The organism is Rhizobium sp. BK399 (assembly GCF_014194695.1).
Classification (GTDB): domain Bacteria; phylum Pseudomonadota; class Alphaproteobacteria; order Rhizobiales; family Rhizobiaceae; genus Rhizobium.
In genome coordinates this window covers 1-26083 of the sequence record NZ_JACIAH010000011.1, presented here as the reverse complement: position 1 = coordinate 26083, position 26083 = coordinate 1, and the positions used below count along the sequence as shown (strand labels likewise).

The window sequence follows — 26083 nt, the reverse complement described above, 5'->3', positions numbered from 1 at the left end:
CAAATCGGGCAGCAAAGTTCGGCGACTCCGATCGCCCCAAGAAAAAGGCGCCCGATTCGAAGTCGGGCGCCTCTGAAAATTCTTGCTACCAAGCGTTGATTTTACGACGCCTCGGATACACGTGACAGTGCAACCCGCAGGCTCGCAATCTGACCTTGCAGTTCGTCCAGGCGATCGCGCTCAGCAGCGACGACATCAGGATTGGCGTTGGCAACGAACTTCTCGTTGGAGAGCTTGCCGTTGATGCGCGCAATCTCTCCATCAGCCTTGGCAATTGCTTTCTCCAGGCGCGCTTTTTCAGCCGCCAGGTCGATCAGCGTGCCAAGTGGCAAGCAGATCGTCGCCTCGGCGACAATGATCTGCGCAGCGCCCTTCGGCGCTTCGCTGGCCAGCGAGATGCCGTCAACGCGGGCAAGGCGCTTGATCGCAGCATCGTGGCGGATAAGGCGTTCGCGGGTCAGGCTATTGGCGCCGACGACAACCAGCGGCGCAACAGCTGAAGGCGGCACGTTCATTTCCGCACGAACGGAGCGGATGCCGGAAACCAGATCGATCAACCAATTGATCTCATCGGCAGCGGCGTCATCGGCATAGGACGGCGCCGGCCATTCGGCATGGCAGACCAGCGTGTCGCGCTCGATGCCTTCGCCCGCGGTGTGCGCCCAAAGCTCTTCCGTCATGAACGGCATGAAGGGATGCAGGAGCTTGTAGATCTCCTCCAGGATATAGGCGGCGCAAGCCTGCGCTTCCTTCTTGGCGCCTTCGTCCGCACCGTTGAAGACCGGCTTCAGCAGTTCGAGATACCAGTCGCAGACCTGGTTCCAGACGAAGCGATAGAGCGCGCCAGCCGCATCGTTGAAACGGTAGGATTCCAAGGCTTCCGTTACGTCACGTTCCGTACGGGCAAGCTCCGTCAGTATCCAGCGATTGATCGTCAGTTCGGCGGCTTCGGGCACGAAGTGCGGATCGCTCTTGGCACCGTTCATTTCGGCAAAGCGCGTCGCGTTCCAGAGCTTTGTGCCGAAGTTGCGGTAGCCGGCGATGCGGGCCGGATCGAGCTTAACGTCACGACCCTGCGCTGCCATGATCGCGAGCGTGAAGCGCAGCGCGTCGGCACCGTATTCGTCGATTAGTTCCAGCGGATCGATGACGTTGCCCTTGGACTTCGACATCTTCTGGCCGTTCTTATCGCGGACCAGCGCATGGACATAAACGGTGTTGAACGGCTCGACCGGAACGCCGTCATCGTCCTTCATGAAGTGAAGGCCCATCATCATCATGCGGGCAACCCAGAAGAAGATGATGTCGAAGCCGGTGACCAGAACGTTGGTCGGATAGTAGCGCTCAAGCTCCGGCGTCTGTTCCGGCCAGCCGAGCGTCGAGAACGGCCACAGCGCGGACGAGAACCAGGTGTCGAGAACGTCTTCGTCGCGCGTCAGGATTTCGCCGGGCTTGAAGTTCTCCAGCAGGTCCTCGACGTAGGCCTTCATCGGGCCCTCGTGCGAGAGATAGTGCTGGATTGCCGCCTGCAGGGCCTCTTCTTCCGTCTTTTCAACGAAGACCTGGCCATCCGGACCGTACCAGGCCGGGATCTGATGGCCCCACCAGAGCTGGCGGGAAACGCACCAGGGCTGGATGTTTTCCATCCACTCGTAATAGGTCTTGTCCCAGCTGCGCGGAACGAGCTTGGTGCGACCTTCGCGGACCGAGGCGATCGCCGGTGCTGCAAGCGTCTTGGCGTCGACGTACCATTGCTCCGTCAGGCGCGGTTCGATCGGAACACCGCCACGGTCGCCGTGGGGAACCATGTGCTTGTGCGGTTCGACCTTGTCGAGCAGACCGCCCTCTTCGAAGATGCGGACGATGATCTTGCGGGCCTCAAAGCGATCCTTGCCTTCGAGTTCGTCCCAGGCGCCATGCAGTGCCGCGGCATCCGGAATGCCCTCCAGGAAATCCTCATTATCCTTGAGCGTGATCCGCGCGTCGCCGGTGAGCACGTTGACGACACGCAGACCGGTGCGCTTGCCGACATCGAAGTCGTTGAAATCATGCGCCGGCGTCATCTTGACAGCGCCGGTGCCGGCCGTCGGATCCGGATAATCATCGGCGACAATCGGAATACGCCGACCGACGATCGGCAGGATGACGTGCTTGCCGACGAGCGGCCGGTAACGCTCATCCTTCGGATTGACCGCAACGCCGGTGTCCCCAAGCATCGTTTCCGGACGAGTGGTCGCAACGACGATATAGTCGCGGGTTTCCCATTCTGTCGCCTTACCGTCATCGTCGAAGGCGATCGGGTGCTGATAGGTGACACCAGGCTCCAGCGGATAACGGAAGTACCAGAGGTTTCCGTTAACCTCGTGCTGCTCGACCTCGATGTCGGAGATCGCCGTCAGGAGCTTCGGATCCCAGTTGACGAGACGCTTGTCGCGATAGATTAGGCCTTCCTTGTAAAGCGATACAAAGACTTCAAGAACGGCGGCCGAAAGCCCCTCATCCATGGTGAAGCGCTCGCGGGACCAATCACAGGAGGCGCCGAGGCGCTTCAACTGGTTGAAGATAAGGCCGCCGGATTCCGCCTTCCATTCCCAAACCTTGTCGATGAAGGCTTCGCGCCCCATGTCGCGGCGGCCCGGCAGTTGCTGTTCCATCAGCTTGCGCTCGACAACCATCTGGGTGGCGATGCCGGCATGGTCCATGCCCGGCTGCCAGAGCACGTCCTTGCCGCGCATGCGCTCGAAGCGGACCATGATGTCCTGCAGCGTATTGTTCAGCGCATGGCCCATGTGCAGCGATCCCGTCACGTTGGGCGGCGGGATCACGATGGTAAAGGACTTGGCGCCCGACTTGGCGTTGGCGCCCGCGCGGAAGGCGTCCGCCTCATCCCATTTCGCAGCGATTTTCGGTTCAACGGCAGCGGAATCGTAGGTCTTGTCGAGCATTTGGGGACCAAAATCTGGAGGTTCTTTGATGCGGGTTGTAAATAGGATGGCTTCGGGCAAGTCAATAAAAAAGCCGCCCCGGAGACCGGAGCGGCTTTTTGGGAAAAGGCGTTTCCGATCAGCGGCGCGGGCCGCGCGCCACGCGTTCGATCTCTTCACGCACGAGACGCTCAACCAGGGTCGGCAGATTGTCATCCAGCCACTCGCGCAGCATCGGGCGCAGCATGTCTTCGGCGATCTCATCGAGAGAACGCCGCTCGGCGCCATCGATGGCGGCAGCCAACTCTTCAAAGGAACGGGCGATTTGCAGTCCCGCGTCGTGCGAGAGCAATGCCGGCTGCTGCTCTTGCTCAGCGAGGTTCTGGATTGCTTCTTCCACGGCCGGTTCAACGACCGCGGGAACGAATACCTCGGGCACCTGGACCAGCGCCGGTAACGGCTCCATAGCCACTGGAGCCAGTTCGAAGGGGATTTCTACGGGCGGACGAACCGCGACGACCTTCGGCGCCGGCGCCGAGATAGGAGCAGTCACGGCCGCCTCGGAGTGTGCAGCAACTGGCGCAGAACCGGGCGCCTCGCGAGTAGCTTCCGGCGCTTCCATGCTCAGTTCCGCGCTCCTTGCTTCGGCTTGCCGCAAGGCTGGCGGCACGTCGCGCAACTGGGCAGTGTTGCGCTCCGACGCCGCGCGGACCCGCGCGGCGACATCGGCCAGCGACATGGCACGCGGCTGCGCTTCCGGCACGGGAGCCGAGCCTGCCGAATTGGCCGCAACGAAGCGTGGGTCAGACTGAGCAGCCGCTTCAGGGAATTCCACGCCAGCGTAGGCCTCGTCCACCGTCAAATGGATGTCCGAATCGCGAGCATCCTCATCAACGCCGTAAGCCGCCGGCAGCGATGCCGATAGCGCCCTGCCCGCGCCTGGGTCATTGCTCTCGATGATCTGGCGGATCGACGCCAGTATCTCTTCCATCGACGGTTCACGCGCTACGCTTGGCTGAGCCATATCTATCCCCGTTATTCCGAAAAACGACCGGATTGCGTGGAGTGGGCATCCGAATCACCCAGAGCTTAGGATAGCCGAGGATTGAAAAAAATCATCGCGAATCAAATGAATGATGCCATGCACAGCTTTTCTGACGCGGTTAGATTCTATCGCGGGAAACAAAACGGGCGCCTGAGGCGCCCGTCGAAAATCAATCATCGCAGCGTGGTTCAGAATACAAATTCGCGCGCCTTGGCGAAACCGGGAAGCGGCTTGACCGAAGCGTTGAAGTAGACGTTTTCGGAAATTGTGCCGCGCTCGCTCACGAAGACCTTGGCGCGTGCCGACCCGCCGTAGCCTTGAACGGTGACCAAACGCCCGCCGTCGCGGAGCTGCGACAGCAAGGAGGACGGAACTTCCTCGACCGAACCGCTGATAAAGATCAGGTCATAGGGAGCGCCCGACGGATTACCGGCATTGAGTGAACCGGCGACGATCGAAACGTTTGGGTAGCTCGCAAGATTGGTCTTGGCTTCCGCCGCCAGCGTTTCGTCCTCTTCTACCGCGACCACCGTGCCGGCAATCTGTGAAAAGAGGGCCGACACGTAGCCACTACCGGCGCCGATCTCGAGGACGACGTCATCCTTGGTAACCGCGGCGAGCTGCAGCAGCTTTGCAAGCGGCGACGGCTGCATGAGATAGCGTGCGGGCTTGCCCGCCGCTGCAGGACAGATTTCGACATCCCGATCGATATAGGCAAGCGGCTTTGCCTTCTCGGGAACAAAGGCCTCGCGCGGGACGGTGAGAAACGCCGTCAGCACGGAATGCGAGGTGACGTCCGTCGTGCGGAGCTGGTTGTCGACCATGTTTGCGCGTGCTGATTCAAAATTCATGTTGTCCTCTCGCCCGATAGAAGCGGCTTTGTCTGCACGTCTCTTAATCTCAGCACACTGGCCTTTCAAGGCTTCGCGAATGCGCATGACAAGAATTCGGGATGGCGCCGCTGCCCGCTGGCGCTCTTCGCAATCCTTCATGGAACAAACGCGCGCCCTGTGATATTATTGCAACCGGAGGAATAGAGGAGGAGCAGGCAATGCCTAACATCATCGAATATCTTTCGTTGTTCGACTTCTTCATCATCATCACGCTGGTCGGCATCTTTTGCTGCGGGCTTTTCGATCGTGAAACGAGCTGACTGACTTCAGGCTATTGTCAGTTTTTCGCCGGATAGTGTCGGTCCCTTGGGATTCGACGGACCGGACATGGCAATTAGACCAATTCTGCTGGGCAGCTTTTTCATTTGTGCGCTGCTCGGGATCATACTCCTCATTCCCTTTGTGAGAGGCGGCGCCCCGAATGTCGCGACAAACGGTGTGTCCCCGATGCCGTCGTTGCAGCGGATCAACTGAACTCGACGGCTCCAGCTTTGCCGGTGCCGCGATAGCCGGCAAGCTCTTTGGTGGCCGTCCCGGCCATTCGCGATGAGGTTCTTTTTAAGCAAGAACAAAGGACGAAACATACCTTTAAGCACCGGTTTCGATCATCAGACGAGACCTGTAGCGTGTCTGTGCCGATCTTGGAGCCTCCCCAGCCCCTCCCAGATCGGCAACCCGGCCGGGGCTTAAGACGGTCGCGGCCGGGGCCACTCGCCCCCGGAAAAGCTATTGCAGCTTGGTCTCTTCTTCCGTGTCGACCAGAATGCCGTGCCGTAAAGCCTCTTCCTTTGCCTCCTTCAGGGCCTCGTCGATCAGCATGACAAGCATTTCCGCATGTCGTTCGCGCTCCGCCATTTCTCGCGCCACGCTCAGGGCAAAGATCAGTTGCGGCATTTGGGTCGCCGGCATCGGAGGTGCTCCTAAGAACTCGCAATGAAAGATAGCGCCCTATCGAAAATTCGACAATCCGGTGATTTGCCTTGATAAACATGCACCAACGCTAGTGCCGTATGGATTGTCACTATAGGAATGGAAGAAACGCCAGCGGGCTTCGCCACCATGGACGGAAGGAGAGCGATCTCCCGCCTATATCGCCGAAGCTCATTAGAATAGTGAAACGAGGCGCCCGGAGAGGGTCGGCCACTGCGGCGACCCCCTCCAGCTTTGCCGGGACTGAAAACTACCCCCGCCCTGTCTGCCGCCGCGGCGGAATGGAGCCAATAGAGGGGGTCCGATGCCCTCAAAGCCCACCGTCCGTGGCAGACCAGCAAGAGAAACAATAGCGCCCTCGCAACGGTTATCCTAGACGGACCTAGGTCCTACTTCGATTGGAGTAAGCGAGGATAATTGCACGCTTGCAAACCGCATTCTTGCGCCGTTGAAGCCAGTAAAGATCACGTGACAGAATCGGGTCGCGGCGAACTGAGGGAGGCGTCAAACCCGCTGGCGAGAAGAGGGCCGAGGCATTACACTACGATCTGGCGGAACGCAGTCGAGTGCCGCTTCGTGGGACCGCATCGATGAGGAGGCGCAGGATGATCCGGACAATAGCAGCGATCGGTGCGATGGCAGCGCTTGTCGCGAGCTGCACGGCCGTTTCGGGCTCCTATCCATCGGAGGGTTACGCGCCTATTCCCGGCAGTATCACTTATGGCGGCCAGCCGCGAACGAAGCTGACGAAGGCGCCGATCGGCTCTTCTTTCCCGCATACGTTCACGGATCAGACGGGACGCACGGTCGAGGAAATCTATATCATTCAACCGGATCGAACTCTGCTGATTGCCCAACGGCACTATCGACCATTCTTTGCCTGGGACAGGAACCAATAGCGGGGTTTGGCGACCGCATGTCGCAGATTCGCCTCGCGGACTGAAAAATGATGAAATGGAAGGAAATTTGCCGCGCCTGAAGGCAAGACGCTTTCACTCGCGTCCGCGCCCGTAGCGGCTCTATTACCTTGAAACAGTAGGGAAATTTTGGAGGCCTCGCCCGGAATTGAACCGGGGTACAAGGATTTGCAGTCCTCTGCGTCACCACTCCGCCACGAGGCCTCACGACGCTTCGTCACCGAAGCGTTGGCGGGCATTTAGAATGAATAGAAATCGAGTGCAAGGGGGTTGTTGAAAAACCGACGGGATTTCGGATCGCACAACGTCGGTTTCCGTGGTCACTTTTAGTAAGGCGAATAGCACTGCCGCCGCGGACCGTAATACGGCTGATAGGTGTTGTCATATGCCCGGTAAGACCGGTAGCGGCTGTAACACCAATCGACGTGCGAATTACCCACCGGTCCAGCCTGCGGCTGCGACGCGATCAGACCGCCGATGATTGCACCGGCTGCAAGTCCGCCAATCAGTGCGCCAGCATCGTTGTCATGATGGCGGTAATAGCCATCGTGATAGCGGTTTCCGTAGTACCTATTTCCATAGCCGCCATGGCGGTAACCGCCACAACGATAGATGCTGCAGCGATCGAAGCCGCGGCTGTTTCTCACTCCGGAATCTCCGAAACCACCGCGGCTCTGAGCTGAATGCTCATCGCCGGAGTTCTCTGCAAAAGACGGACCGACGCCAGCCAGGCTTGTCGCAATCGCCAACACCAATACCGCAAGTTTCTTCATTCCAGCACCTTCTCATTTCCGGTATGCTTACGACACTTACGCCTACTTCCATAACGCAGGGCGCGGTCCAAGGTTCCTTGACGCAGGCCGGGCGCCAGTGCCGTCGTTCATTGATTCAAGATTTACGCCTCTTCGTCCACCAGACCGAGAAACGCCGCCGCATCCGGCGTACGAGATGAAGGTCGTGCGACAGCAGGATGAACCCGAGCGGCAGCATCCAGAAGCCGAGAACCGGCAGAAAACCCAGAACGCCGCCAAAGATCAGCAGCACCCCAATCGTCAGTCGGGCAATGCGCGACTGCGGCAACGGGATACTTATGGAGCCCAGAACGAGGCGACCGGTGGTGTGATCAATGCCAAAGCGCTTGGCGGTTCTTTTTCCCGTGGTATCATGTGTTTCAGTCATCGACTGGAGATGGGGTTATACAGAGCAAATACAAGCGGATGTCATTTTTTTGAAAAAACCGCTTGGCAAATCGGGCAAGCATTTGTATTAGGCCACTCACGCCGCGGCAAGCGGTGATCCCTGGTAGCTCAGCGGTAGAGCATTCGACTGTTAATCGACAGGTCGCCGGTTCGAATCCGGCCCGGGGAGCCAGTTTTCTCAGCGATTTGCTGAACTCTTACAAGAGCGGTTCGAGCTTCGAGCCGCTCTTTTCTTTTTCCGAGATCACCCGGGATCTTATCGACGGATGCGCCGCATCAAAGGGAAATAATGGTGCGTGATGCTGGCACCCGACTCCCTCCTACGCAACGCCCGCCAAGGTTTGGCAACTGACAAAAATCCGCGCCTTAGTGGATAAAAACTTCGGAACAACGCTTTTGCCGATGGGTTTTGCCCATGTCACCCAGACGAAAAACGACGACAAAAAGGAAGTTCCTATGCGTAGTCCGATGATAGTGGCGGCAATTTTTGCCGCGGGTCTGGCAACCTCTGCATTTGCCCAATCCAATCCTGATCCAATCGGTCCGACGAACGGCGGCTCGACAAATCCCAGCTCCAGCACCCAGTCGGGAGATTACACAAGCAGCGACAACGGCACTCACCCGATCGCTGTCGCGCCGGTCGATCCGACAACGACGCAGAGCATCACGCCCCAGCCCAAGGCAATGGACTGCCCGGGCATGCCACAGGCAAATTCGGGAGTGGACACGCGAGGTGGCGAGAGCGGTGCATCCATCAGCGACGCCTGCCGCGAATACGACAACTGATCTGACCTACCCTGTTTTCCGAAAGGGCCGGCTTGACCGGCCCTTTCGTTTGCGAGCGCGCGGAAAATTCCGCTTATAGGACTGAGAGATTTCAGATCCAAGCCTGCCGTTGTTCCGTAACAAGCAAAAACACTGGCACTTCACAGGTCTTCGGCCTGCACCCTGGCGGCCAGCGCTTCCTTCCGGCGCACTCCGACCGCCTGGGCGATGGTTCAAATTTGTCACTGGTCAGAGACTTTCGTTTCGGGTTAGACTGCGCCCCATGGGGTGGTGAGCGCTTCAAAGGGCTCTGCGAGTTTTGAAGTGAAGCAGGCTTCCGCGCTGAAAATATAGACGTCCGGTAGGTCGTCTTTGCGCGGAGTCGACGAGAGCGGATGGCGTCCGATCCGACAGATGACCTCCTGTCTGGCCGCCATCCGCCTCGTCGTTGCCTCTAGGTCCAACTCACTCAGCAGGGTGCGCCACGGCCGGACGTCCGCGCTTCTTTAGCGGCCGTTCGCGCCAGCCAGTAAAGCGATTGACGAGCCAGAAATACAGAGCGTAGGGCAGAAGATTGATGAGCTTCATCATGTAGCTGAAGCGCTTCGGAAAGGTAACCTCGAAACTCTGAGACTTGAGACCCGCCGAAATCTGCTCGGAGGCTTCATCTACCGAGATTAATGACGGGAGGGGATATTCGCTCCCCTTCGTTGCTGGGGTGTCGACGAAACCCGGATTGATGAGCTGTATGCGGATACCCATCTTGTCGAGATCGAACTTCAGGCTCTCCGCCATATTGATCAAGGCGGCTTTCGTTGCGCCGTAAGCGGCGTTCGTCGGCAGGCCGCCATAGCCCGAAACGGACGAAACGATGGCGATTTGGCCCTGCCCCTTTGCCTTCATGTGTCGTACGGCGGGGATAAGGCAGTTCACAACGCCTTGCAGGTTGACCGCGAAACTCTTCTCGAAATCAACGAGCTTCAACTCCTCCGCATGCACAGGCAGATTGACGTCCGCATTGAAGACGGCCAGCGCCAGCGTGCCATGCTCGTATTCGATTGAAGCAAGGACATGCTCCATGTCTTCGGCGTTAGTGACGTCACCGTCGAGTACGATAATGCTGCCGGAAAGGTCTGACGCCTCGGCCTGCAACTCGGCAAGCTTTTCATGATCGCGAGCCGTCACCGCGACCTTGTACCCATCTCCCGCAAGCTTCAGTGCCAGCGCTCGCCCAATTCCAGAACTTGCGCCTGATATCCAAGCTATTCCATGTTCAGGACGAGCAACGAAAGCTTGCATGACATCTCCTCCGGGCCGTTCTTGTGAACGTCAAAAAGGTCCGGGAGCTCCTCGCCATCCCCCGGTTTCAACCCTTTTATCACCCCATTGTGGCTGCTTTCAGCCGATGAGGTCACCAATGAGCTGCCGGAAAGACCCAGTCAGCTTGACCGGAGCGTCAAGAACGATGAACGCGATACAGGGACGCTCCTTTTCGGCAATCGGCCGATGGTCGACGCTCTCGTCGGCAATTGAGATATCGCCAGGTCCGAAACGTCCGCGTGCATCATTGAACGCGCCGTCCAAGATCAAGGTGAGTTCCGTTCCCTTGTGTGTGTGTGCGGGCAGTGCCCGCCCCGGCCTGATCCACATCAGACTCGCCTCGCAGCCGTCGATATCCATGGAGTATTCCTTGAAGCCCGGCAGCTTCGTCTTCCACGGCACCGTATCGACGTCATAGCCGACCAAATTGCGAATCGCTCTCGGGAAGCCCCCACGGGAGGCCTGCAGATCGGTCGGCACATCCTCGGCAGGCGGCGCGGAGGCGAAGATAGCGGCGAGCCGTGCGTCGCGCTCGCTGATCGCAGCCTCCGAAATGTCTTCCAGGGCCTCGCCGCTCAGCGATTCAAGATCTCTCACCAGCCAGCGATGATCGGACTTCATTTCGAGATGCGATTCCACCAATACGCGTGCCGGCTCAGGAAGAGATCCGGCGACATAATGCGCCATCAATGCATCGACGGTGTCGATATGCTCGTGAACCATGAAGGCTTCGGTGGTTTCCGTTTTTGGGGATGCTTTGTCGTAATCCCTACGTTGAAAGTCAACCTTCAGATCACAAGGACGGTGGCGACCCGCTGTACCTCGACTTCTCCAGCCCGAAGGAAAGTCTAATTTTGTCACGGCGCTCAAAGGCATGGAATAGCATTTCTTGCCAACCTAGCCTTGTGAAGGGAAAAGACCGTTCCTAAACTAAGCGTTCAAAAGAGGCAGAGTCCATGACCGTTCATCCCTCCGTTTTAGAGGCAATCGGCAACACCCCCTTGATCAAGCTCAAGGGTGCGTCGGAAGCGACCGGCTGCACCATTCTCGGCAAAGCGGAATTTCTGAATCCCGGCCAGTCGGTGAAGGATCGCGCCGCGCTCTACATTATTCGCGACGCCGAGAAGAAGGGTCTGCTGAAGCCGGGCGGCGTTATCGTCGAGGGAACGGCCGGCAACACCGGCATCGGTTTGACGGTGGTGGCAAAGGCGCTCGGTTACCGAACCGTCATCGTTATCCCGGAGACTCAGAGTCAGGAAAAGAAGGAAGCGCTGAAGTTGCTCGGCGCTGAACTCGTCGAGGTCCCGGCGGTTCCCTACAGGAACCCGAACAACTATGTGAAGGTGTCCGGAAGGCTTGCCGAACAACTGGCCAAGACGGACCCGAACGGCGCGATCTGGGCGAACCAGTTTGACAACGTCGCCAATCGGCAGGCCCATATCGAAACGACGGCTCGCGAAATCTGGAACGACACGAACGGCAAGGTCGATGGCTTCATCTGCTCTGTTGGCTCGGGGGGGACGCTTGCGGGTGTCGCGGCCGGCCTCAAGGCATTTAGCAAGGACGTCAAGATCGGCCTTGCCGATCCCGACGGTGCCGCGCTCTATGAATTCTACAAGAACGGCGAACTAAAATCCGCTGGCTCATCGATCACCGAAGGGATCGGTCAGGGCCGGATCACGGCGAATCTGGAAGGCTTTACGCCCGACTTCGCCTACAGCATCTCGGATGCGGAGGCCCTGCCCTACGTCTTCGATCTCGTCGAACACGAGGGACTGTGCCTCGGCGGATCGACGGCGGTCAACATTGCCGGCGCCGTTCGGCTTGCCAGGGAACTCGGTCCCGGCCACACCATCTTGACGATCCTTGCCGACTACGGCAATCGCTATCAGTCGAAGCTCTTCAATCCCGACTTCCTGACGTCTAAGGGGCTGCCGATTCCCGCGTGGCTCACCAGGGCGCAAGAGATACAAATTCCATACGAACCAGCAGCGTGAGATCCTATGCCCGTCAATGCCCTCTATCGTGACGATTTCTATCTTTCGACATGCGAGGCGGTAGTAACCGCCGTTCACGAAGACGGTGGCATTGAGCTGGATCAAACCTGCTTCTACGCGACTTCAGGGGGCCAGCCGGGCGACACCGGTTTTCTCGAGCGGGCCGACGGCAGCAAAATCGCCCTAGGACAGACGAGGCACGGGGCCACCAAGGATATCGTCATCCACGTGCCGCTTGAAGGTGAGACGCAGCCGGGTCTCGGCGAAAGGCTGGTCCTGCATGTCGACTGGCCGCGCCGCTACAAGCTGATGCGGATGCACACCGCCTGTCACCTGCTTTCGGTCGTCTGTTCATACCCGATCACCGGCGCGGCTGTCGGCGAAGATGAGAGCCGTGTCGACTTCGACATGACCGAGACGATCGACAAGGACGGCGTAACCGAAAAACTGATGGAACTGGTGCGGCAGAACCATCCGGTTTACCTGCAGTGGATCACCGACGAAGAACTTGTGGCCAATCCCGGCATCGTCAAATCCAAGAATGTTCGCCCGCCGATCGGCCTCGGTCGGGTCAGCCTTGTCTGCATCGGCGAAAACTCTGCGATTGACAGTCAGCCCTGCGGCGGCACACATGTGTCCGAAACGCAGGAAGTCGGCCAGATTCACATTGCCAAGATCGAGAAGAAGGGCAAGGAAAACCGCCGCTTCCGTATTCGCTTCGGCGCTCCCGGCGACGAGGCCTGAGTTAGGGAGAGCAGAATGAGCGAAGAAAAGAGCCGTTTCGTCGTTTCGGCCGATTGGCTGCAGGCGGAACTGGGCAAGCCGGACTTGCGAATTCTGGACGCGTCCTTCTATCTGCCGGCACAGAAGCGCGATGCCGACGCAGAATACGCCGCCGGCCATATACCGGGCGCCGTCCGCTTCGATCAGGACAAGATCGCGGATCACTCCGTGCCACTGCCGCATACCATTCCGTCGCCGGAGCTTTTCGCAGGCGAAGTTGGAAAACTCGGAATCGGCGAGAATGACCGTATCGTCGTCTATGATGGGATCGGGATGTTCGCATCGCCGCGAGTCTGGTGGCTGTTTCGCGTTATGGGCGCGCAAAATGTCTATGTACTCGACGGCGGCCTGGATGGATGGAAATCAGAAGGCCGTCCGCTTGAGACAAATGCGACGCAATACGAGCCGAAGATTTTCAAGCCGGCCTATGATGCCTCGAGAGTCGTCACTCTGGACACAATGCGAGACATCGTTGCCAACGGTGCCCTGCAGATAGCCGATGCCAGAAGCGCCGGCCGGTTCGCTGCGATCGAGCCCGAGCCCCGCGCTGGCATGCGTTCGGGTCATATGCCCGGCGCACGCAACCTGCCGTCGGGCGTTTTCGCCAGCCAGGGCCGCTTCAAGTCGCTGCCGGAACTCAAGCGGACAATCGAGGACGCGGGCATCGATCTGTCGAAGCCGGTCGTCACCTCCTGCGGCTCCGGCATCACCGCGGCGATTATTACGCTCGCGCTCGAATCGCTCGGCCACAGCGACAATAAACTCTACGACGGCTCATGGAGCGAATGGGGTGGGCGCGACGACACGCCTGTCGTCACTGGCCCGCCAGAACCGGTCAAAGCCTGACACGATGGTGAAGGGCCCTTCTTCGCTAAAAACCCACATCACGCGCCTGGAAATGACGGCACCGCCGAAGGCAAGCCTGCCGATGCCGATCAATATTCAGACAGCGATCATGCGGACCCCAGATATTCCGCTGCCCTTCTACCGCTATCTGTATCGCCAGGTCGGCGCCCGATGGCAGTGGGTGGATCGTTTGCGGATGACCGACGAGGATCTGGCCAAGACGCTGCACGACAAGCGCAACAATATCAGCGTGCTCTACGTCAACGGAGCGCCCGCGGGTTTCTATGAATATTTCCTCGAGGACGAGGACACCATCGAGCTCAGCCACTTCGGTCTGATCGAGCACGCCCTCGGCCTCGGAATCGGAAAGTGGTTCTTGCTGCAGGCGCTCTATGCGATCTGGACGGTCAATCCGAAGCGGGTGACGACGACCACCAACAATCTCGATCATCCGCGGGCCCTCCAGCTCTACCAGATGTTCGGTTTTTCTCCGGTCTCGACCGGTTTGGGCATTGTCCGACCGCTCAGCGACAAGGAATTGCTGGAGCTGGGTAAAAAGGGCTGGTGACCAGGCCGACAGAGTTCGACTGACGGCGTTTCGCAGGAATCGGGTGGCTTGTATCACGGTAAAGGCGCATCTGATGGCGATCAGCAAGGAGATCTGCCATGACCGACATCCACTTTTCCGCCATGCCCACCGCCGACGCGCAGAACCTTTGGAACGGTGGTACCGATGCCTACGGCTTCTTGCCCGAGACGATGGTCTCCGACGGTCCCGGCCACCCCTGCCGTCATTGCCTGAAGAATATAGACGCGGGCGAGGAACTGCTGGTTTTCGCCTACAGGCCGTTTCCCGAGCTTCAACCCTATGCGGAAACCGGCCCTGTTTTTCTCCATAAGGAGCTCTGTGAGCGCTACGCCGCCGAAGAGGTGCTACCGCCGGTACTTACCAGCCCCGATTTCATTGTGCGCGGCTACAATGCCGAAAATCGCATCGTCTACGGCACCGGGGCAGTGACTCTGACGCCAGATATCCGCTCCTATGCCGCCGAACTTCTCGAGCGGCCGGAAATCGCCTACGTGCATGTGCGCTCGGCTCGCAACAACTGCTATCAGTGCCGCATCGACAGATAACGGAAAAAGGGCTGGTCGCACGAGAATGCGACCAGCCCAAACTCACCTAACGTGATGCAGCTTACGCTACGTTCAATACGCTTTCCGGTGCGTAGGCTTCATAGCCCAGTGCCTCGGCCACCGGCTTGTTTGTGACGCGGCCTTTATGGATGTTGAGGCCATTGCGCAGGTGGCGATCCTCCGCAATCGCGCGCAGTCCGCGGTCAGCCAGCGCCAGGCCGTAAACGAGCGTCGCATTGTTCAAGGCGTGCGCCGAGGTGACCGGCACTGCGCCGGGCATATTGGCCACGCAATAATGCACGACATCGTCAACCACGTAGGTCGGCTCCGAATGGGTCGTTGCATGCGACGTCTCGAAGCAGCCGCCCTGATCGATGGCAACGTCGACGATGACAGATCCCTTCTTCATGGCCGACAGCATTTCGCGAGTGACAAGCTTCGGTGCAGCAGCGCCCGGAATGAGGACGGCGCCGATGACGAGGTCTGCCGAGAACACTTCTTCTTCCAATGCCTGAATGCTGGAATAACGGGTATGAACACGACCGCCGAAGATATCGTCAAGCTGGCGCAAGCGCGGCAAAGACTTGTCGAGGATACTGACATCCGCACCGAGGCCCGCGGCCATTCGTGCAGCGTGCAAGCCGACGACGCCGCCGCCGATGACCGTAACCTTCGCCGGCAAAACGCCGGGGACGCCACCAAGGAGGATCCCAAGGCCGCCATTGGCCTTCTGCAGTGCTGTCGCACCCGCCTGGATCGACAGACGTCCGGCGACTTCGGACATCGGAGCCAGGAGTGGCAGACCGCCGCGATCGTCCGTTACGGTCTCGTAGGCAACGGCGGTAACGCCCGAGGCAAGGAGGCCCTTGGTTTGTTCCGGATCCGGCGCGAGGTGTAGATAGGTATAGAGAATCTGGCCATCGCGAAGTTGCGCCCACTCGGAGGGCTGCGGCTCCTTGACCTTTACGATCATGTCGCACTTTTCGAAGATGTCCTTGGCTGAGGCGGCAATCTTTGCGCCAGCGGCCATGTAGGCGGCATCGTCGGCCCCAATGCCGGCGCCTGCCTTGGTTTCAACCCAGACCTCGTGGCCGTGGGCGACATATTCACGAACAGATGCAGGTGTCAGGCCGACACGATATTCATGGTTCTTGATTTCCTTCGGGCAACCGACACGCATAAGCGTTCCTCTCACGTTATATCCGCTTGGCGGAGTGTTTTTGACGGGCAAATCCAACCACCACAGACGTGAAATGTCCTTGCAAAGAAGGTTTGCACTGATGCTGATTTTCGAAGAATATTGCGAATTCGCGCAAATAATCGAAAGTTCTTCGAATGTCCGAACTCGACGCCATTGATCTTGCGATTCTGAAGTCTCTTCAATCCAATGCCCGCATGACCAATGCCGACCTCGCGGCGAAGGTTGGATTATCGGCATCGGCCTGTTCCCGCCGGCTTGATATCCTGGAGAAGAGCAGCGTCATCAGCGGCTATCACGCGCACGTAACGCCCAAGGCGCTCGACTACAAGATGATAGCGATCGTGCACATCTCGCTATCCGGCCAGTTTGCCAAGACACTCTCCGAATTCGAGGCAGCGGTGAAACGCTGTCCGAACGTCTTGGTCTGTTACCTGATGTCGGGCGAATACGACTACATTCTCCGCGTCGCCGCTCGTGACCTCGAAGACTACGAGCGTATTCATCGCGACTGGCTGTCGGCGCTTCCGCACGTCGTGAAGATCAATTCGAGCTTCGCCCTGCGGGAAGTTATCGATAGGCCAAATGTCGGGCTTTGAGGCTTTGACAGCAAGGCAAAATCGGCAGACAGTCCGCACCGAAGCTACGGCTTCGCTATCTCCCGCTTGATCCCCCGCAGTAAGACGTACGCATGAAATCCAAGACCCAAGGCTATATGTTCGTCCTGCTGGCGATCACCATTTTCTCGTTGCAGGACGGCATCTCGAAGCATCTCGCATCCGCCTACCCGCCTGTGTTCGTCACCATGATCCGCTATTGGGCATTTGCCGCCTTCACCATTGCGCTCGCGGCAAAGATGAGGGGTGGCCTGAAGGAGACGGCCAAGACGAAGAGACCGCTACTACAGGTGATCAGAGGCATTCTGCTGGCCGCTCAGGTCGTCGTCGTCATCAACTGCTTTGCCTTGATCGGCCTAGCGCATTCGCAGGCGATCTTCTCGGCCACTCCAATTCTGATCGCTCTGCTCTCGATGCCCATTCTTGGCGAGCGCGTCGGCTGGCGCCGCTGGACGGCAATCGCGGCAGGCCTGGTCGGCGTGCTGTTTATTCTGAAGCCGGAAGGCGAATTCTTCGACGTCAAGCTCCTGCTTGCCGTCTTCTCCTGCTTCCTGTTCGCCTTCTATGTCATAGCCACACGCCTCGTCAGTCGGGACGACTCGGCGATGACGAGTTTCTTCTATACGGGCGTCGTCGGCGGTATCGCCATGACGCTCGTCGGCCCTTTCTACTGGACATGGATGTCGGGTTGGGACTGGGGATGGATGGCGCTTGTCTGTATGACGAGCATATCGAGCCACTACTTCCTGATCCGCGCCTATGACATGCTCGATGCTGCCGCGGTGCAACCGCTGACATATTTGCAGCTTGTCTATGCGTCGATCATCGGCGTCGTGATCTACAACGAGAAGCTGAGCCTCACCATGATTATCGGCTCTTTCATTGTCGTTGCAGCAGGCATTTTCACCGTATGGCGGGAACATGTTGTTGCCCGTCGGTCACGTTTGCAACCACCGTCCTCGCAATTTTAGATCGAGCTGTTAAAGTATTCTCAACGGTCGCTCCGTAGAATTCACCTGTATGTTTCTTGTGGAGCGTAGCATGCAGAACAATCTGAATATTATCACTCGCAAGGCCGAGCGGAAGTCTTGCCGCATATTCGGCAAGGTCCGCTATCTTACGAAAGAAGTGGATGCGCGCATCCTGGATATGTCGACAAGCGGTATGGCCGTCGAAATCCGCTCGCCCATTCATGCCTCCTCCGGCAGCCGCATACAGATCCTTGCCGACGATCTCGGAACGCTGCACGGCATCATCCGCTGGAGCCACAACGGCCGCCTCGGAATTCAGTTCGATCCGAACTCGAATGCCCGCGCGCAGGTCGCGTCCTATTTCCGCTTCTTCCACAAGGAAGTGAAACCGGTCCTGAAGCGATAATTGCCCTGTCATTTTCAGGGTTTACTCCTTCGCAAATCATCCTAGTCTCGCCTGCGGGCCGGGCGTCGCGTGATTTTCGAAGGAGTTTTCATGTCATCCATTCTGGATCTGCCGCCAATGACCCGCCGCTCGTTGCTTGGCGGTCTTGCTGCCACGTCAGCACTCATATTGCTTCACCCCTTCAGCGCCCGTGCGGCCGCCAATCAGGCGCATCTTCGCCTGATGGAAACAACCGACATTCACGTCAATGTCTTTCCCTACGACTACTATGCTGACAAGCCGAACGACACGATGGGCTTGGCGCGCACTGCGACGATCATCGACACTATCCGGGCGGAAGCTGCCAACTCACTGCTGATCGACAATGGTGACGTCCTGCAGGGCAACCCGATGGGCGACTACATGGCCTATCAAAGAGGGATGAAAGATGGCGACGTGCATCCCGTCATCAAGGCGATGAACACGCTCGGCTACACCGTAGGCACGCTCGGTAACCACGAATTCAACTACGGCCTCGATTTCATGTTCAAGGTCCTGAACGGGGCAAATTTTCCGTTCGTTTGCGCAAACCTGACCAAAGGCAAGCTTGCCTCCGATCCGACCAAGGATGAACTGTTTTTCAAGCCCTATCTCATCGTCGAGAAGGCGATCAGGGACGGCGCGGGCAACGAGAGCCCGGTCAAGGTCGGCTTCATCGGCTTCGTGCCGCCGCAGATCATGCTGTGGGATATCAAAAACCTTGAAGGCAGAGCGCAGACGCGCGACATCGTCGAGGCAGCCAAAGCGTGGGTACCGGTCATGAGGCAGGAAGGCGCCGACATCGTGATCGCGCTTTCGCATTCCGGCATCGACGGTACAGCCCCGTCGGAGAAAATGGAAAATGCATCGCTGCACCTTGCCGCGGTCGATGGGATCGACGCGATCTTCACAGGGCATCAGCATCTGGTTTTCCCCGGCCCGAAAACCTGGGACGGCATTCAGAACGCGGATCCCGCAAAGGGCACGTTGCATGGCAAGCCCGCCGTCATGGCCGGTTTCTGGGGATCGCATCTTGGCCTTATCGATCTCTTGCTGGAAAAGGATGGCAAGGGCTGGCGGATCGTCGACTTCACCTCGGAAGCACGGCCGATCTACCATCGCGACGACAAGAAGAAAGTCGTCGCCGACGTGGCCGACAAGACGGACGTGATCGAGGCCGCGAAGGCTGAGCACGAAGCCACCCTCGCCTATGTGCGCACCCCGGTCGGCAAGACGTCGGCGCCGCTCTATTCCTATTTCGCCCTCGTCGCCGACGACCCGTCTGTCCAGATCGTTAGCCAGGCCCAGACCTGGTACATCAAGCAGATGCTAGATGACACGGAATACAAGGATCTGCCGGTGCTCTCGGCTGCAGCGCCGTTCAAGGCCGGCGGTCGAGGGGGCGCGGACTACTATACCGACGTACCCGCCGGCGATATCGCGATCAAGAACGTCGCCGACCTCTACCTTTACCCCAACACGGTTCAGGCGGTCGTCATTACCGGCGAGCAGGTGAAGAACTGGCTGGAAATGTCAGCCGCCATGTTCAACGAGGTAAAGCCGGGATCGCAGGACGCCGAGCTGCTGAACAACGCCTTCCCGTCCTATAACTTCGATGTGATCGACGGCGTCGTCTACCAGATCGACCTGTCGCAGCCGCGCAGGTTCGATGATGATGGCAAACTGATCAATGCCGATGCGAACCGAATCCAGAATCTCCAATTCGGCGGCAAGCCGATTGATCTCACCCAGAAATTCGTCGTCGTCACCAACAACTACCGCGCCGGTGGTGGCGGCAAGTTTCCGGAAATCGCCGCAGACAAGGTCGTCTTCCAAGCGCCGGACACAAACCGTGACGTCATCGTCCGCTTCGTGCACGAGGAGGGTACGATCAATCCATCGGCCGACGGCAACTGGACCTTCAAACCGCTCCCAGGGACGACGGCAGTCTTCCAGAGCGGTCCAAAGGCCAAGCAATACCTCGCGGACGTCAAGAGTGTGAAGATCGAGGATGCCGGGGAAGGCACCGACGGCTTCGCCAAGTTCCGGCTGATCCTCTAGAGATTGTGATCGGTGGCGAGGCGCTGATGCCTCGCCTACTCCGCCGCGACAGAGAGGTCGCGCGCGGCATATTCCGCCATCTGAGCGGTGAAGTCGGCTTGACTGGGGCATTGCGAAAGCCTGGACCGAAACGCGTCGATCATCCAGGTCGCCGCCGGCCCGGGTGGCGTCGAGATTCGCCGCATCGCGTAGATCGGGTACTCACCCTGCTCATAGGCCTGCAGATCAAGGTGAACCAGCGCTCCACTTCTCAGTTCATCGCGGATGAGCGACGCCGGCAAACCACCCCAGCCGAGACCACCCCGGATCAGCGAGTGCTTGGTCGCGATATCGCTGACGCGCCACGTCTTATACGAGAGCACATTGAAATCGCGGCCCTTCGTCAGTCCCGACGCGTCTGTCACGACAAGTTGGGTCTCTTCGCGCACGTCGGCGAGCGTCAGCGGCCGGCCGATCCGCGCCAAGGGATGAGTGCTCGATACCACAGGCATCATGAAGGAATGACCGATGCGCTCGGTCGCAAGCAAGTCATGCTGTTGGAGGATCGCCCCCCCTATCCCGACAGTCGCCTTGCCGTTCGAAACCAGATCCATCACGACGCCCAGTTCACCGACAGCCAGATTGAGAGCCACGGATGGAAACTCGTCACGGAACTCGCGCAGGACTTCGACCACCGCCTGCGACGGCACCATGACGCTGATGGCCACCGAAACCTCGGCCTCCAGCCCTTCCTTCAGCCCCTTCACACGGGCGCGCATCACCTCTAGGTCGGCAACGAGGCGCCGCGCATCTTCGAGAAGCGCCTTGCCGGCCTCCGTCAGTTTCGGTTGCCGCGCGCCCGAACGCTCGAAAAGCGGCACCTCAAGTTGCGCCTCAAGGTTGGCAATGGTGTAGCTGATGACCGATTGTGCGCGATTGAGCGTGCGTGAAGCGGCCGAAAAGCTGCCCGTTTCCGCAACGGTGAGGAACACTTGCAACTGGTCCAGTGTGGGGTTTGGAAGCATCTTCCATCCAATCTATCGATGATTTCGATCGACATTATCACAGTTTTTTCGATAATCGGCCACCCCTATTTTCTGTCTCGAACCACCGGCTCGACGCTCCCTAGACGAGCCGCAGACCCCAATTCGAGAGGAAATTCAATCATGTCGTCCATTCTGCTCCTGACTTCCAGCCCGCGTGTTGACTCGCTTTCCACCACCATCGCAGCTGACCTTGTCGAAAAGATCAAGGCTCAGCAGCCGGGCAGTGTCGTCGTCCGTCGCGACCTCGCCTCCAACCCGCTGCCGCACATCGACGATCTCTTCACCGCAGCCATCCGCAAGCCGGCCGATGACCGCACCGCCGCCGAAGCGGCAGCTGTGAAGACGTCGGACGAACTCGTCGCCGAACTGCTTGCAGCTGATACGATCGTCATCGGTACCGGCCTCATCAACTTCAACATCTATTCGTCGCTGAAGACCTGGATCGACAACGTCGCCCGCGCCGGCCTGACCTTCAAGTACACCGAAAGCGGCCCGGTTGGCCTTGCCACCGGCAAGAAGGTCTACGTCGTCCTTGCCTCCGGCGGTGTCTACTCGCAGGGTCCGGCGGCCGGCATGAACCATGCTGTTCCGTACCTGAAGTCGGTCCTCGGCTTCCTCGGCATCGCCGACATCGAGACGATCTATGTCGAAGGCCTCGCATTTGGTGCGGAAGCTGCCGAGAAGGCAATTGGCGCCGCCAAGGCCCGCGCCGAGGAAATAGCCCTCGCCGCCTAATCGGGGTCGAGACTGCCATCGAAACGGCCGGTTCTAGCCGGCCGTTTTCATTTGGCGCCGAGCTCGTTCACAAAAGCCCTGGCGGTATCGAGTATCTCACCGGCCAGGGTTTCGTCGTTCGCTATCCGTGCAAGCCCGAGTGCGCCGGTCATGAGGCAGGACAGGATGATCGCCTTGCGGCGCCCCTCCGCTTCGTCCGCCGCCTTTATGCGTGCCTGCATATTGCGCAAGTTCGTCTGCATCTGATCGGTTGCCAGTGACCGACACCTCTCGCCGCCGCGCGCTATGTCAGCGGTGAGAGCGGCGAACGGGCATCCTCCAGCCGTATCGTCCCGATGCTCGCGGCTCAGATAGCTCGCCGCATATTCCTCAAGTGGAATGTCTGCCGGAGCCCGGCCCTCTGACCGCACCTTCTCGGTCCAGGCACCAAAAGCAGATTGCATAGCCTCTGCCACCAGCTCGTCACGCGAGGCAAAATGCTTGTAGAAGCCGCCGACCGTGAGCCCCGCTTCCTTCATCAGGTCCGCGACGCCGACGCCTTCCAGCCCCTTCTCTCGCAACCGCTTCGAGGCGATCTCGACGATCCTCTCATGCGTCTTGCGCTTGTCCATCTGTGAGTGACCCATGAAAATCCATCCTGAAACCAGTTGACATATAAAGATTACGATCATAATCCTTCTAGATATCAATCGTAATCCAGATCGGGTATTTTTCCAAGAGGAGTCATCCAATGCGCCTAAAGAACAAGGTCGCCCTCATCACCGGCGGAAACAGCGGCATCGGTCTTGCGACCGCCAAGGTCTTCCTCGACGAGGGGGCCAAGGTCGTGATCACAGGCCGCAACGCCGAGACTCTCGCCGCTGCCGAAAACGCTCTGGGCGGCAACGTGCTCACGCTGAAGCTCGATGTCACAGACGTCGCGGCCACGGAGCGCGCTTTTGCGGAAGCCGCCGAAAAGGTCGGCAAGTTCGATGTCCTCTTTGCAAATGCTGGCATCGCCGGCGCGACGCCGCTCGGCACTACGTCGCTCGAGCAGTTCAATGCCATCATCAATACCAACCTGACCGCAGTGTTCTTTACGGTCCAGTCGGCGCTGCCACATCTCAACGACGGCGGTTCTGTCATTCTCAATGGATCGGTGCATGCCGTACTGGGCGCGCCCGGCTGGTCAGCCTATGCTGCCACCAAAGGTGCGGTGCGTGCCATGACCCGCAATATGGCCTCAGAGCTTGCGCCACGCGGCATCCGCGTCAATCAGGTGACGCCTGGCGGCACCAAGACGCCGATTTGGCAACCGCTGGCATCCACGGCCGACGCGATGTCCGGGCTCGAAGCTCGACTGGGCGGCATGAGCCTTCTCGGACGGATGAGCGAAGCGGAGGAAATCGCCAAGGCCGTGCTCTATTTCGCTTCAAGCGACTCGTCCAACGTGACGGGAATCGAGATCGTCGTTGACGGCGGTGCCACGAGCGCACCTTCGGGCGCCAAGATGTTTCGTGCAGGGTGATCGCCAGTTTCCCATGTCGTTGGTATCGGACTTTCTCGCGCCGATACCGACGGCGAACACCGCGGATACTGGGACTATTGAGTTGGGCGGAATGCGATTCGCCAGGTACCAAAACCCTGCGTAGACGCGGATTGGACCCGAAGAAGCGGATCAGACCTGCCGAACTTTTGCGCCATCGCTGAATAGCGACGGGCCATTCTGATCGATGATCTGCTGCGCCTTGCGCACCGTGCACTCGATCGCGTCATCCGACGAGCCGAACATGTCAGCACGGATGAAGTTGCGAACGAGAACCTCTCCACCGACGGCCTTCTCAATGCGTCCCGCAAGGCGATACTGACCGCCCTCCTTCTGGGGTTCCGCGTAGATCGTGCAGTCCCCATAGAGCTGAGGCTCGGACGAGGCGCCTGCCGGGGCATCAGTCGATTTGCCGCCGCCTGAAAACATTGAGAAAATGCTGGAGAAGATCGAAGCCATGTTTCGCCTTACCATGCCGGCCCGTGCCGGAAAAGCTAAATGATGAGGTTTGCGAGGATCTCGTTTTCGGTGATGTCCTCGAAGCCGATGGCAGCCTTTTCGAAGTTTGCGATCAGCTGCGCGAAATTCTCCGGCGCCTTGGTTTCGATGCCGATCAGCACCGAGCCGAAATTGCGAGCCGTCTTCTTCAGATATTCGAACCTGGCGATATCGTCGTCCGGGCCAAGCAGGTTCAGGAAGTCACGCAACGCACCCGGACGCTGCGGCATCCGCAAGATGAAGTACTTCTTCAAGCCGGCATAGCGCATGGCGCGCTCCTTCACATCCGGAAGGCGTTCGAAATCGAAGTTGCCGCCGGATACGACGGCGATGACCGTCTTGCCTCTCAAGGCATTCGGGTCCATCGCCGCAATCGCGGTCAGCGACAACGCGCCTGCCGGTTCGAGCACGACGCCTTCCACATTGAGCATCTCGCCAATGGTCACGCAGATGGCGTTTTCCGGCATCAGCATGACCTGTTCGGCCGGGAAAGCTTCCAAGGCTGCGAAGTTCAGGTCACCGATCCGCGCCACGGCGGCGCCATCGACGAAATTGTCAACTTTGGTGAGCGTCACCAAGTGCCCTGCCTCTATGCTTCTCTTCAGGCTCGGTGCCCCTGCCGGCTCCGTGAAGATGAAGCCGGACTTAGGCAGAATGCCGTCGAGGTAGCCGGTGATGCCTGCAGCGAGACCACCGCCGCCGACCGGCATGACAATGATGTCAGGTACCGTCCCGTCAGGGAGTTGCTGGAGGATTTCCGCGGCAACCGTTGCCTGGCCCTCGATGATGTCTGGGTGATCGAAAGGCGGCACCATGACGCCGTCGATCGCCTCGACGTGGTCGCGCGCGGCCTGGTAGCATTGATCGAAAAAATCGCCTGTCAGCTTGATGGTGATGAACTCCGCCCCGAATATGCGGGTCTTGTCGATCTTCTGCTGCGGCGTCGTCACCGGCATGAAAACAACGCCGGGCACGCCAAAATGCCGGCAGACGAAGGCAAAGCCCTGAGCATGATTGCCGGCCGAGGCGCATACGAAGGTCCTGTTGCCGGCACCCTCCGCGATCGCCTTGCGGAAGAAATTGAACGCCCCGCGAATCTTGTAGGAGCGTACCGGCGACAGATCTTCGCGCTTTAGCCAGATATCGGCGCCATAACGCGCCGACAGATGTTCGTTCAGCTGCAGTGGCGTTGCTGGAAAGAGGCTACGCATCGCCGTCTCGGCGCTCTCGACATCCTGTCTGGTCACGGTCATTCGTCTATTCCTGTTGCCGTTCCGCTATCGCACAAGCGGACTGTGGGAAAAAGCCCATATCGGCCGATATTGTTTACTCAGCCGCTCATCTTTTCGAGCAACCCTGAAGGCGATGCAATAACGCAATTGTGCGCTACCAATTCACCCGAGATGAGGCTACATCGCCGCAATGATCTCAAGTAAATTTGCACGACCGATTGCCTGGCTGCTTCTCGTGGCGATTATTTTCGTCACGCTGTCGCCGATCGCGCTGCGGCCACATACGGTGACCTCGGTCAATCTCGACCGCGCTTTGGCCTACTCGCTCGTTGGTTTCATGTTCGCGATTGCCTATCCTCGGCAGTGGATAGCAGTTGCCTTTCTCCTGGTTGCCGGCGCCTTGGCGATTGAATATCTGCAATATCTGTCTCCAACGCGCCACGCCCGTCTGCACGATGCTGCCGTGAAGATACTCGGCGCATCCGTCGGCGTTTCGATCGGTTGCCTATTGAACAAGATCCGCATCATCAAGTCGGCAGCAAGCCCTTCGCGACCGTGACACAACCTAGTGCTCTTGACTGAATCGCATCAGTCGTTGAAGGAGGAGCCTGCGCGAGCGTGGCGAAACTGGTAGACGCAAGGGACTTAAAATCCCTCGACTTCGGTCATACGGGTTCGATCCCCGTCGCTCGCACCATATTGAAATCATTTGATCGACTTTGTTGTCCTTCGCAGCGCCCTTTTTGCTTAGGGGCGCTCAGGGATACCAAATGCGTAGAAGCGTCATCGGTCCGTTCGGCTTGGGGCGCTTTCCACGATCCAACCGCCATGATGGCATCTGCATGCCGCTGCGTCTCCCTTCTTGCCCCGCTATTCCTCTCTGAATGCCTTCATCATTTGGTCTGTGAATGGCTTGAGGAGGTATGAGAGGGCGGTTCGCTCGGCGGTCTGGACGAAGACCTCGACGGGCATTCCGGGGATGAGCTTGTTGTCCTTGAGGAGGTTCTGGTCGTTAAGCGACAGGGAGGCGAGGTAGTAGGGCTG

28 protein-coding genes, 3 tRNA genes and 1 pseudogene are annotated in these 26083 nt (G+C 58.9%); 17 read left to right on the top strand and 15 right to left on the bottom strand.

What is annotated here, in order from left to right:
• Positions 1 to 101: 101 nt before the first annotated feature.
• From FHT97_RS20985 to FHT97_RS20975, 3 genes are all read right to left on the bottom strand, one after another.
• Positions 102 to 2945, bottom strand: a complete 2844-nt coding sequence (locus FHT97_RS20985) for a valine--tRNA ligase (RefSeq protein ID WP_183864129.1) — start codon at positions 2943 to 2945, stop codon at positions 102 to 104.
• Between the two features lie 118 nt (positions 2946 to 3063).
• The gene (locus FHT97_RS20980) at positions 3064 to 3948 is read right to left on the bottom strand and encodes a DUF2497 domain-containing protein (RefSeq protein ID WP_183864128.1); all 885 of its coding nucleotides are present in this window, start codon (positions 3946 to 3948) and stop codon (positions 3064 to 3066) included.
• A gap of 209 nt (positions 3949 to 4157) precedes the next feature.
• Entirely contained in the window at positions 4158 to 4820 is a 663-nt protein-coding gene (locus tag FHT97_RS20975) for a protein-L-isoaspartate O-methyltransferase (RefSeq protein ID WP_183864127.1), read from the bottom strand.
• A 101-nt stretch (positions 4821 to 4921) separates the two neighbouring features.
• Between FHT97_RS20975 and FHT97_RS20970 the strand changes: the two genes are divergently transcribed.
• Positions 4922 to 5122 (top strand): hypothetical protein, encoded by a 201-nt coding sequence (locus FHT97_RS20970; protein WP_183757035.1) that lies wholly within the window; start codon positions 4922 to 4924, stop codon positions 5120 to 5122.
• A 466-nt stretch (positions 5123 to 5588) separates the two neighbouring features.
• Here FHT97_RS20970 and FHT97_RS20965 read toward each other — a convergent pair whose 3' ends face one another.
• Positions 5589 to 5771, bottom strand: coding sequence for a hypothetical protein (locus tag FHT97_RS20965; RefSeq protein WP_114712548.1), 183 nt, complete (start codon positions 5769 to 5771; stop codon positions 5589 to 5591).
• A 626-nt stretch (positions 5772 to 6397) separates the two neighbouring features.
• Here FHT97_RS20965 and FHT97_RS20960 point away from each other — a divergent pair.
• On the top strand, positions 6398 to 6691 hold the full coding sequence (locus FHT97_RS20960) for a hypothetical protein (RefSeq protein WP_183757005.1): 294 nt from the start codon (positions 6398 to 6400) through the stop codon (positions 6689 to 6691).
• A gap of 148 nt (positions 6692 to 6839) precedes the next feature.
• Here FHT97_RS20960 and FHT97_RS20955 read toward each other — a convergent pair.
• The 3 genes from FHT97_RS20955 to FHT97_RS30975 form a co-directional block, all read right to left on the bottom strand.
• Positions 6840 to 6913, bottom strand: a tRNA-Cys gene (locus FHT97_RS20955).
• A gap of 122 nt (positions 6914 to 7035) precedes the next feature.
• Positions 7036 to 7482 carry a BA14K family protein gene (locus tag FHT97_RS20950; RefSeq protein ID WP_016553714.1) on the bottom strand — a complete coding sequence of 149 codons (447 nt, stop codon included), beginning with the start codon at positions 7480 to 7482 and terminating at the stop codon, positions 7036 to 7038.
• Positions 7483 to 7597: 115 nt separating this feature from the next.
• Positions 7598 to 7888, bottom strand: a complete 291-nt coding sequence (locus tag FHT97_RS30975) for a hypothetical protein (RefSeq protein ID WP_246712710.1) — start codon at positions 7886 to 7888, stop codon at positions 7598 to 7600.
• Between the two features lie 117 nt (positions 7889 to 8005).
• On the opposite strand from FHT97_RS30975, the gene FHT97_RS20940 reads away from it, so the two are divergent.
• Together FHT97_RS20940 and FHT97_RS20935 are read left to right on the top strand one after the other, a co-directional pair.
• Positions 8006 to 8080: transfer RNA gene (locus FHT97_RS20940), tRNA-Asn, on the top strand.
• A 284-nt stretch (positions 8081 to 8364) separates the two neighbouring features.
• Complete coding sequence (locus FHT97_RS20935) at positions 8365 to 8694, top strand: hypothetical protein (protein WP_183864125.1); 330 nt, start codon at positions 8365 to 8367, stop codon at positions 8692 to 8694.
• Between the two features lie 444 nt (positions 8695 to 9138).
• Here FHT97_RS20935 and FHT97_RS20930 read toward each other — a convergent pair whose 3' ends face one another.
• Both FHT97_RS20930 and FHT97_RS20925 read right to left on the bottom strand, forming a co-directional pair.
• On the bottom strand, positions 9139 to 9972 hold the full coding sequence (locus tag FHT97_RS20930; protein ID WP_183864124.1) for an SDR family NAD(P)-dependent oxidoreductase: 834 nt from the start codon (positions 9970 to 9972) through the stop codon (positions 9139 to 9141).
• A gap of 99 nt (positions 9973 to 10071) precedes the next feature.
• The gene (locus FHT97_RS20925) at positions 10072 to 10716 is read right to left on the bottom strand and encodes a ChrR family anti-sigma-E factor (RefSeq protein WP_183864123.1); all 645 of its coding nucleotides are present in this window, start codon (positions 10714 to 10716) and stop codon (positions 10072 to 10074) included.
• 233 nt (positions 10717 to 10949) lie between these two features.
• Here FHT97_RS20925 and FHT97_RS20920 point away from each other — a divergent pair, with 233 nt between their 5' ends.
• The 5 genes from FHT97_RS20920 to FHT97_RS20900 all read left to right on the top strand — a co-directional run bounded on the left by FHT97_RS20920 (position 10950) and on the right by FHT97_RS20900 (position 14753).
• The gene (locus tag FHT97_RS20920) at positions 10950 to 11990 is read left to right on the top strand and encodes a cysteine synthase A (protein WP_183864122.1); all 1041 of its coding nucleotides are present in this window, start codon (positions 10950 to 10952) and stop codon (positions 11988 to 11990) included.
• Between the two features lie 6 nt (positions 11991 to 11996).
• Positions 11997 to 12734: an alanyl-tRNA editing protein gene (locus tag FHT97_RS20915; protein ID WP_183864121.1), complete on the top strand. Its 738-nt coding sequence runs from the start codon at positions 11997 to 11999 to the stop codon at positions 12732 to 12734.
• Positions 12735 to 12749: 15 nt separating this feature from the next.
• Entirely contained in the window at positions 12750 to 13619 is an 870-nt protein-coding gene (sseA, locus tag FHT97_RS20910) for a 3-mercaptopyruvate sulfurtransferase (RefSeq protein WP_183864120.1), read from the top strand.
• A 4-nt stretch (positions 13620 to 13623) separates the two neighbouring features.
• On the top strand, positions 13624 to 14187 hold the full coding sequence (locus tag FHT97_RS20905; protein WP_183864220.1) for a GNAT family N-acetyltransferase: 564 nt from the start codon (positions 13624 to 13626) through the stop codon (positions 14185 to 14187).
• A 98-nt stretch (positions 14188 to 14285) separates the two neighbouring features.
• Positions 14286 to 14753 carry a DUF1203 domain-containing protein gene (locus FHT97_RS20900; RefSeq protein ID WP_183864119.1) on the top strand — a complete coding sequence of 156 codons (468 nt, stop codon included), beginning with the start codon at positions 14286 to 14288 and terminating at the stop codon, positions 14751 to 14753.
• 61 nt (positions 14754 to 14814) lie between these two features.
• Here the strand turns inward: FHT97_RS20900 and ald are convergent, their stop codons facing one another.
• A complete protein-coding gene (ald, locus tag FHT97_RS20895) occupies positions 14815 to 15933 on the bottom strand; it encodes an alanine dehydrogenase (protein ID WP_183864219.1) in 1119 nt (372 codons plus the stop codon).
• Positions 15934 to 16088: 155 nt separating this feature from the next.
• On the opposite strand from ald, the gene FHT97_RS20890 reads away from it, so the two are divergent.
• From FHT97_RS20890 to FHT97_RS20875, 4 genes are all read left to right on the top strand, one after another.
• A complete protein-coding gene (locus FHT97_RS20890) occupies positions 16089 to 16550 on the top strand; it encodes an Lrp/AsnC family transcriptional regulator (RefSeq protein ID WP_183864118.1) in 462 nt (153 codons plus the stop codon).
• A gap of 92 nt (positions 16551 to 16642) precedes the next feature.
• The gene (locus FHT97_RS20885) at positions 16643 to 17539 is read left to right on the top strand and encodes a DMT family transporter (protein WP_183864117.1); all 897 of its coding nucleotides are present in this window, start codon (positions 16643 to 16645) and stop codon (positions 17537 to 17539) included.
• Between the two features lie 70 nt (positions 17540 to 17609).
• Positions 17610 to 17945, top strand: a complete 336-nt coding sequence (locus FHT97_RS20880) for a PilZ domain-containing protein (RefSeq protein WP_183757016.1) — start codon at positions 17610 to 17612, stop codon at positions 17943 to 17945.
• Positions 17946 to 18035: 90 nt separating this feature from the next.
• A complete protein-coding gene (locus FHT97_RS20875; protein WP_183864116.1) occupies positions 18036 to 20024 on the top strand; it encodes a bifunctional 2',3'-cyclic-nucleotide 2'-phosphodiesterase/3'-nucleotidase in 1989 nt (662 codons plus the stop codon).
• A gap of 35 nt (positions 20025 to 20059) precedes the next feature.
• Here the strand turns inward: FHT97_RS20875 and FHT97_RS20870 are convergent, their stop codons facing one another.
• Positions 20060 to 21028, bottom strand: coding sequence for a LysR family transcriptional regulator (locus FHT97_RS20870; RefSeq protein WP_183864115.1), 969 nt, complete (start codon positions 21026 to 21028; stop codon positions 20060 to 20062).
• 141 nt (positions 21029 to 21169) lie between these two features.
• Here FHT97_RS20870 and FHT97_RS20865 point away from each other — a divergent pair, with 141 nt between their 5' ends.
• Positions 21170 to 21784, top strand: a complete 615-nt coding sequence (locus tag FHT97_RS20865) for an FMN-dependent NADH-azoreductase (RefSeq protein WP_183864114.1) — start codon at positions 21170 to 21172, stop codon at positions 21782 to 21784.
• A gap of 47 nt (positions 21785 to 21831) precedes the next feature.
• Here the strand turns inward: FHT97_RS20865 and FHT97_RS20860 are convergent, their stop codons facing one another.
• A complete protein-coding gene (locus FHT97_RS20860) occupies positions 21832 to 22410 on the bottom strand; it encodes a TetR/AcrR family transcriptional regulator (protein ID WP_183864113.1) in 579 nt (192 codons plus the stop codon).
• Between the two features lie 104 nt (positions 22411 to 22514).
• Between FHT97_RS20860 and FHT97_RS20855 the strand changes: the two genes are divergently transcribed.
• A complete protein-coding gene (locus FHT97_RS20855) occupies positions 22515 to 23291 on the top strand; it encodes an SDR family oxidoreductase (RefSeq protein ID WP_183864112.1) in 777 nt (258 codons plus the stop codon).
• Between the two features lie 150 nt (positions 23292 to 23441).
• Here FHT97_RS20855 and FHT97_RS20850 read toward each other — a convergent pair whose 3' ends face one another.
• Both FHT97_RS20850 and ilvA read right to left on the bottom strand, forming a co-directional pair.
• The gene (locus FHT97_RS20850) at positions 23442 to 23768 is read right to left on the bottom strand and encodes an HlyU family transcriptional regulator (RefSeq protein WP_183864111.1); all 327 of its coding nucleotides are present in this window, start codon (positions 23766 to 23768) and stop codon (positions 23442 to 23444) included.
• A gap of 35 nt (positions 23769 to 23803) precedes the next feature.
• Entirely contained in the window at positions 23804 to 25054 is a 1251-nt protein-coding gene (gene ilvA / locus FHT97_RS20845; RefSeq protein WP_183864218.1) for a threonine ammonia-lyase, read from the bottom strand.
• Positions 25055 to 25229: 175 nt separating this feature from the next.
• Between ilvA and FHT97_RS20840 the strand changes: the two genes are divergently transcribed.
• A complete protein-coding gene (locus tag FHT97_RS20840) occupies positions 25230 to 25598 on the top strand; it encodes a VanZ family protein (protein WP_183864110.1) in 369 nt (122 codons plus the stop codon).
• 53 nt (positions 25599 to 25651) lie between these two features.
• Positions 25652 to 25736: transfer RNA gene (locus FHT97_RS20835), tRNA-Leu, on the top strand.
• A 173-nt stretch (positions 25737 to 25909) separates the two neighbouring features.
• Here the strand turns inward: FHT97_RS20835 and FHT97_RS30970 are convergent.
• Positions 25910 to 26083 (bottom strand): annotated as a pseudogene (locus FHT97_RS30970) (HlyD family type I secretion periplasmic adaptor subunit); the annotation flags it as partial.

Bases quoted from the DNA above. Each gene is read 5' to 3' on its own strand.
- FHT97_RS20985 (WP_183864129.1), bottom strand. From the start codon at position 2,945: ATGCTCGACAAGACCTACGATTCCGCTGCCGTTGAACCGAAAATCGCT.
- FHT97_RS20980 (WP_183864128.1), bottom strand. From the start codon at position 3,948: ATGGCTCAGCCAAGCGTAGCGCGTGAACCGTCGATGGAAGAGATACTG.
- FHT97_RS20975 (WP_183864127.1), bottom strand. From the start codon at position 4,820: ATGAATTTTGAATCAGCACGCGCAAACATGGTCGACAACCAGCTCCGC.
- FHT97_RS20970 (WP_183757035.1), top strand. From the start codon at position 4,922: ATGGCGCCGCTGCCCGCTGGCGCTCTTCGCAATCCTTCATGGAACAAA.
- FHT97_RS20965 (WP_114712548.1), bottom strand. From the start codon at position 5,771: ATGCCGGCGACCCAAATGCCGCAACTGATCTTTGCCCTGAGCGTGGCG.
- FHT97_RS20960 (WP_183757005.1), top strand. From the start codon at position 6,398: ATGATCCGGACAATAGCAGCGATCGGTGCGATGGCAGCGCTTGTCGCG.
- FHT97_RS20950 (WP_016553714.1), bottom strand. From the start codon at position 7,482: ATGAAGAAACTTGCGGTATTGGTGTTGGCGATTGCGACAAGCCTGGCT.
- FHT97_RS30975 (WP_246712710.1), bottom strand. From the start codon at position 7,888: ATGACTGAAACACATGATACCACGGGAAAAAGAACCGCCAAGCGCTTT.
- FHT97_RS20935 (WP_183864125.1), top strand. From the start codon at position 8,365: ATGCGTAGTCCGATGATAGTGGCGGCAATTTTTGCCGCGGGTCTGGCA.
- FHT97_RS20930 (WP_183864124.1), bottom strand. From the start codon at position 9,972: ATGCAAGCTTTCGTTGCTCGTCCTGAACATGGAATAGCTTGGATATCA.
- FHT97_RS20925 (WP_183864123.1), bottom strand. From the start codon at position 10,716: ATGGTTCACGAGCATATCGACACCGTCGATGCATTGATGGCGCATTAT.
- FHT97_RS20920 (WP_183864122.1), top strand. From the start codon at position 10,950: ATGACCGTTCATCCCTCCGTTTTAGAGGCAATCGGCAACACCCCCTTG.
- FHT97_RS20915 (WP_183864121.1), top strand. From the start codon at position 11,997: ATGCCCGTCAATGCCCTCTATCGTGACGATTTCTATCTTTCGACATGC.
- sseA (WP_183864120.1), top strand. From the start codon at position 12,750: ATGAGCGAAGAAAAGAGCCGTTTCGTCGTTTCGGCCGATTGGCTGCAG.
- FHT97_RS20905 (WP_183864220.1), top strand. From the start codon at position 13,624: ATGGTGAAGGGCCCTTCTTCGCTAAAAACCCACATCACGCGCCTGGAA.
- FHT97_RS20900 (WP_183864119.1), top strand. From the start codon at position 14,286: ATGACCGACATCCACTTTTCCGCCATGCCCACCGCCGACGCGCAGAAC.
- ald (WP_183864219.1), bottom strand. From the start codon at position 15,933: ATGCGTGTCGGTTGCCCGAAGGAAATCAAGAACCATGAATATCGTGTC.
- FHT97_RS20890 (WP_183864118.1), top strand. From the start codon at position 16,089: ATGTCCGAACTCGACGCCATTGATCTTGCGATTCTGAAGTCTCTTCAA.
- FHT97_RS20885 (WP_183864117.1), top strand. From the start codon at position 16,643: ATGAAATCCAAGACCCAAGGCTATATGTTCGTCCTGCTGGCGATCACC.
- FHT97_RS20880 (WP_183757016.1), top strand. From the start codon at position 17,610: ATGCAGAACAATCTGAATATTATCACTCGCAAGGCCGAGCGGAAGTCT.
- FHT97_RS20875 (WP_183864116.1), top strand. From the start codon at position 18,036: ATGTCATCCATTCTGGATCTGCCGCCAATGACCCGCCGCTCGTTGCTT.
- FHT97_RS20870 (WP_183864115.1), bottom strand. From the start codon at position 21,028: ATGCTTCCAAACCCCACACTGGACCAGTTGCAAGTGTTCCTCACCGTT.
- FHT97_RS20865 (WP_183864114.1), top strand. From the start codon at position 21,170: ATGTCGTCCATTCTGCTCCTGACTTCCAGCCCGCGTGTTGACTCGCTT.
- FHT97_RS20860 (WP_183864113.1), bottom strand. From the start codon at position 22,410: ATGGGTCACTCACAGATGGACAAGCGCAAGACGCATGAGAGGATCGTC.
- FHT97_RS20855 (WP_183864112.1), top strand. From the start codon at position 22,515: ATGCGCCTAAAGAACAAGGTCGCCCTCATCACCGGCGGAAACAGCGGC.
- FHT97_RS20850 (WP_183864111.1), bottom strand. From the start codon at position 23,768: ATGGCTTCGATCTTCTCCAGCATTTTCTCAATGTTTTCAGGCGGCGGC.
- FHT97_RS20840 (WP_183864110.1), top strand. From the start codon at position 25,230: ATGATCTCAAGTAAATTTGCACGACCGATTGCCTGGCTGCTTCTCGTG.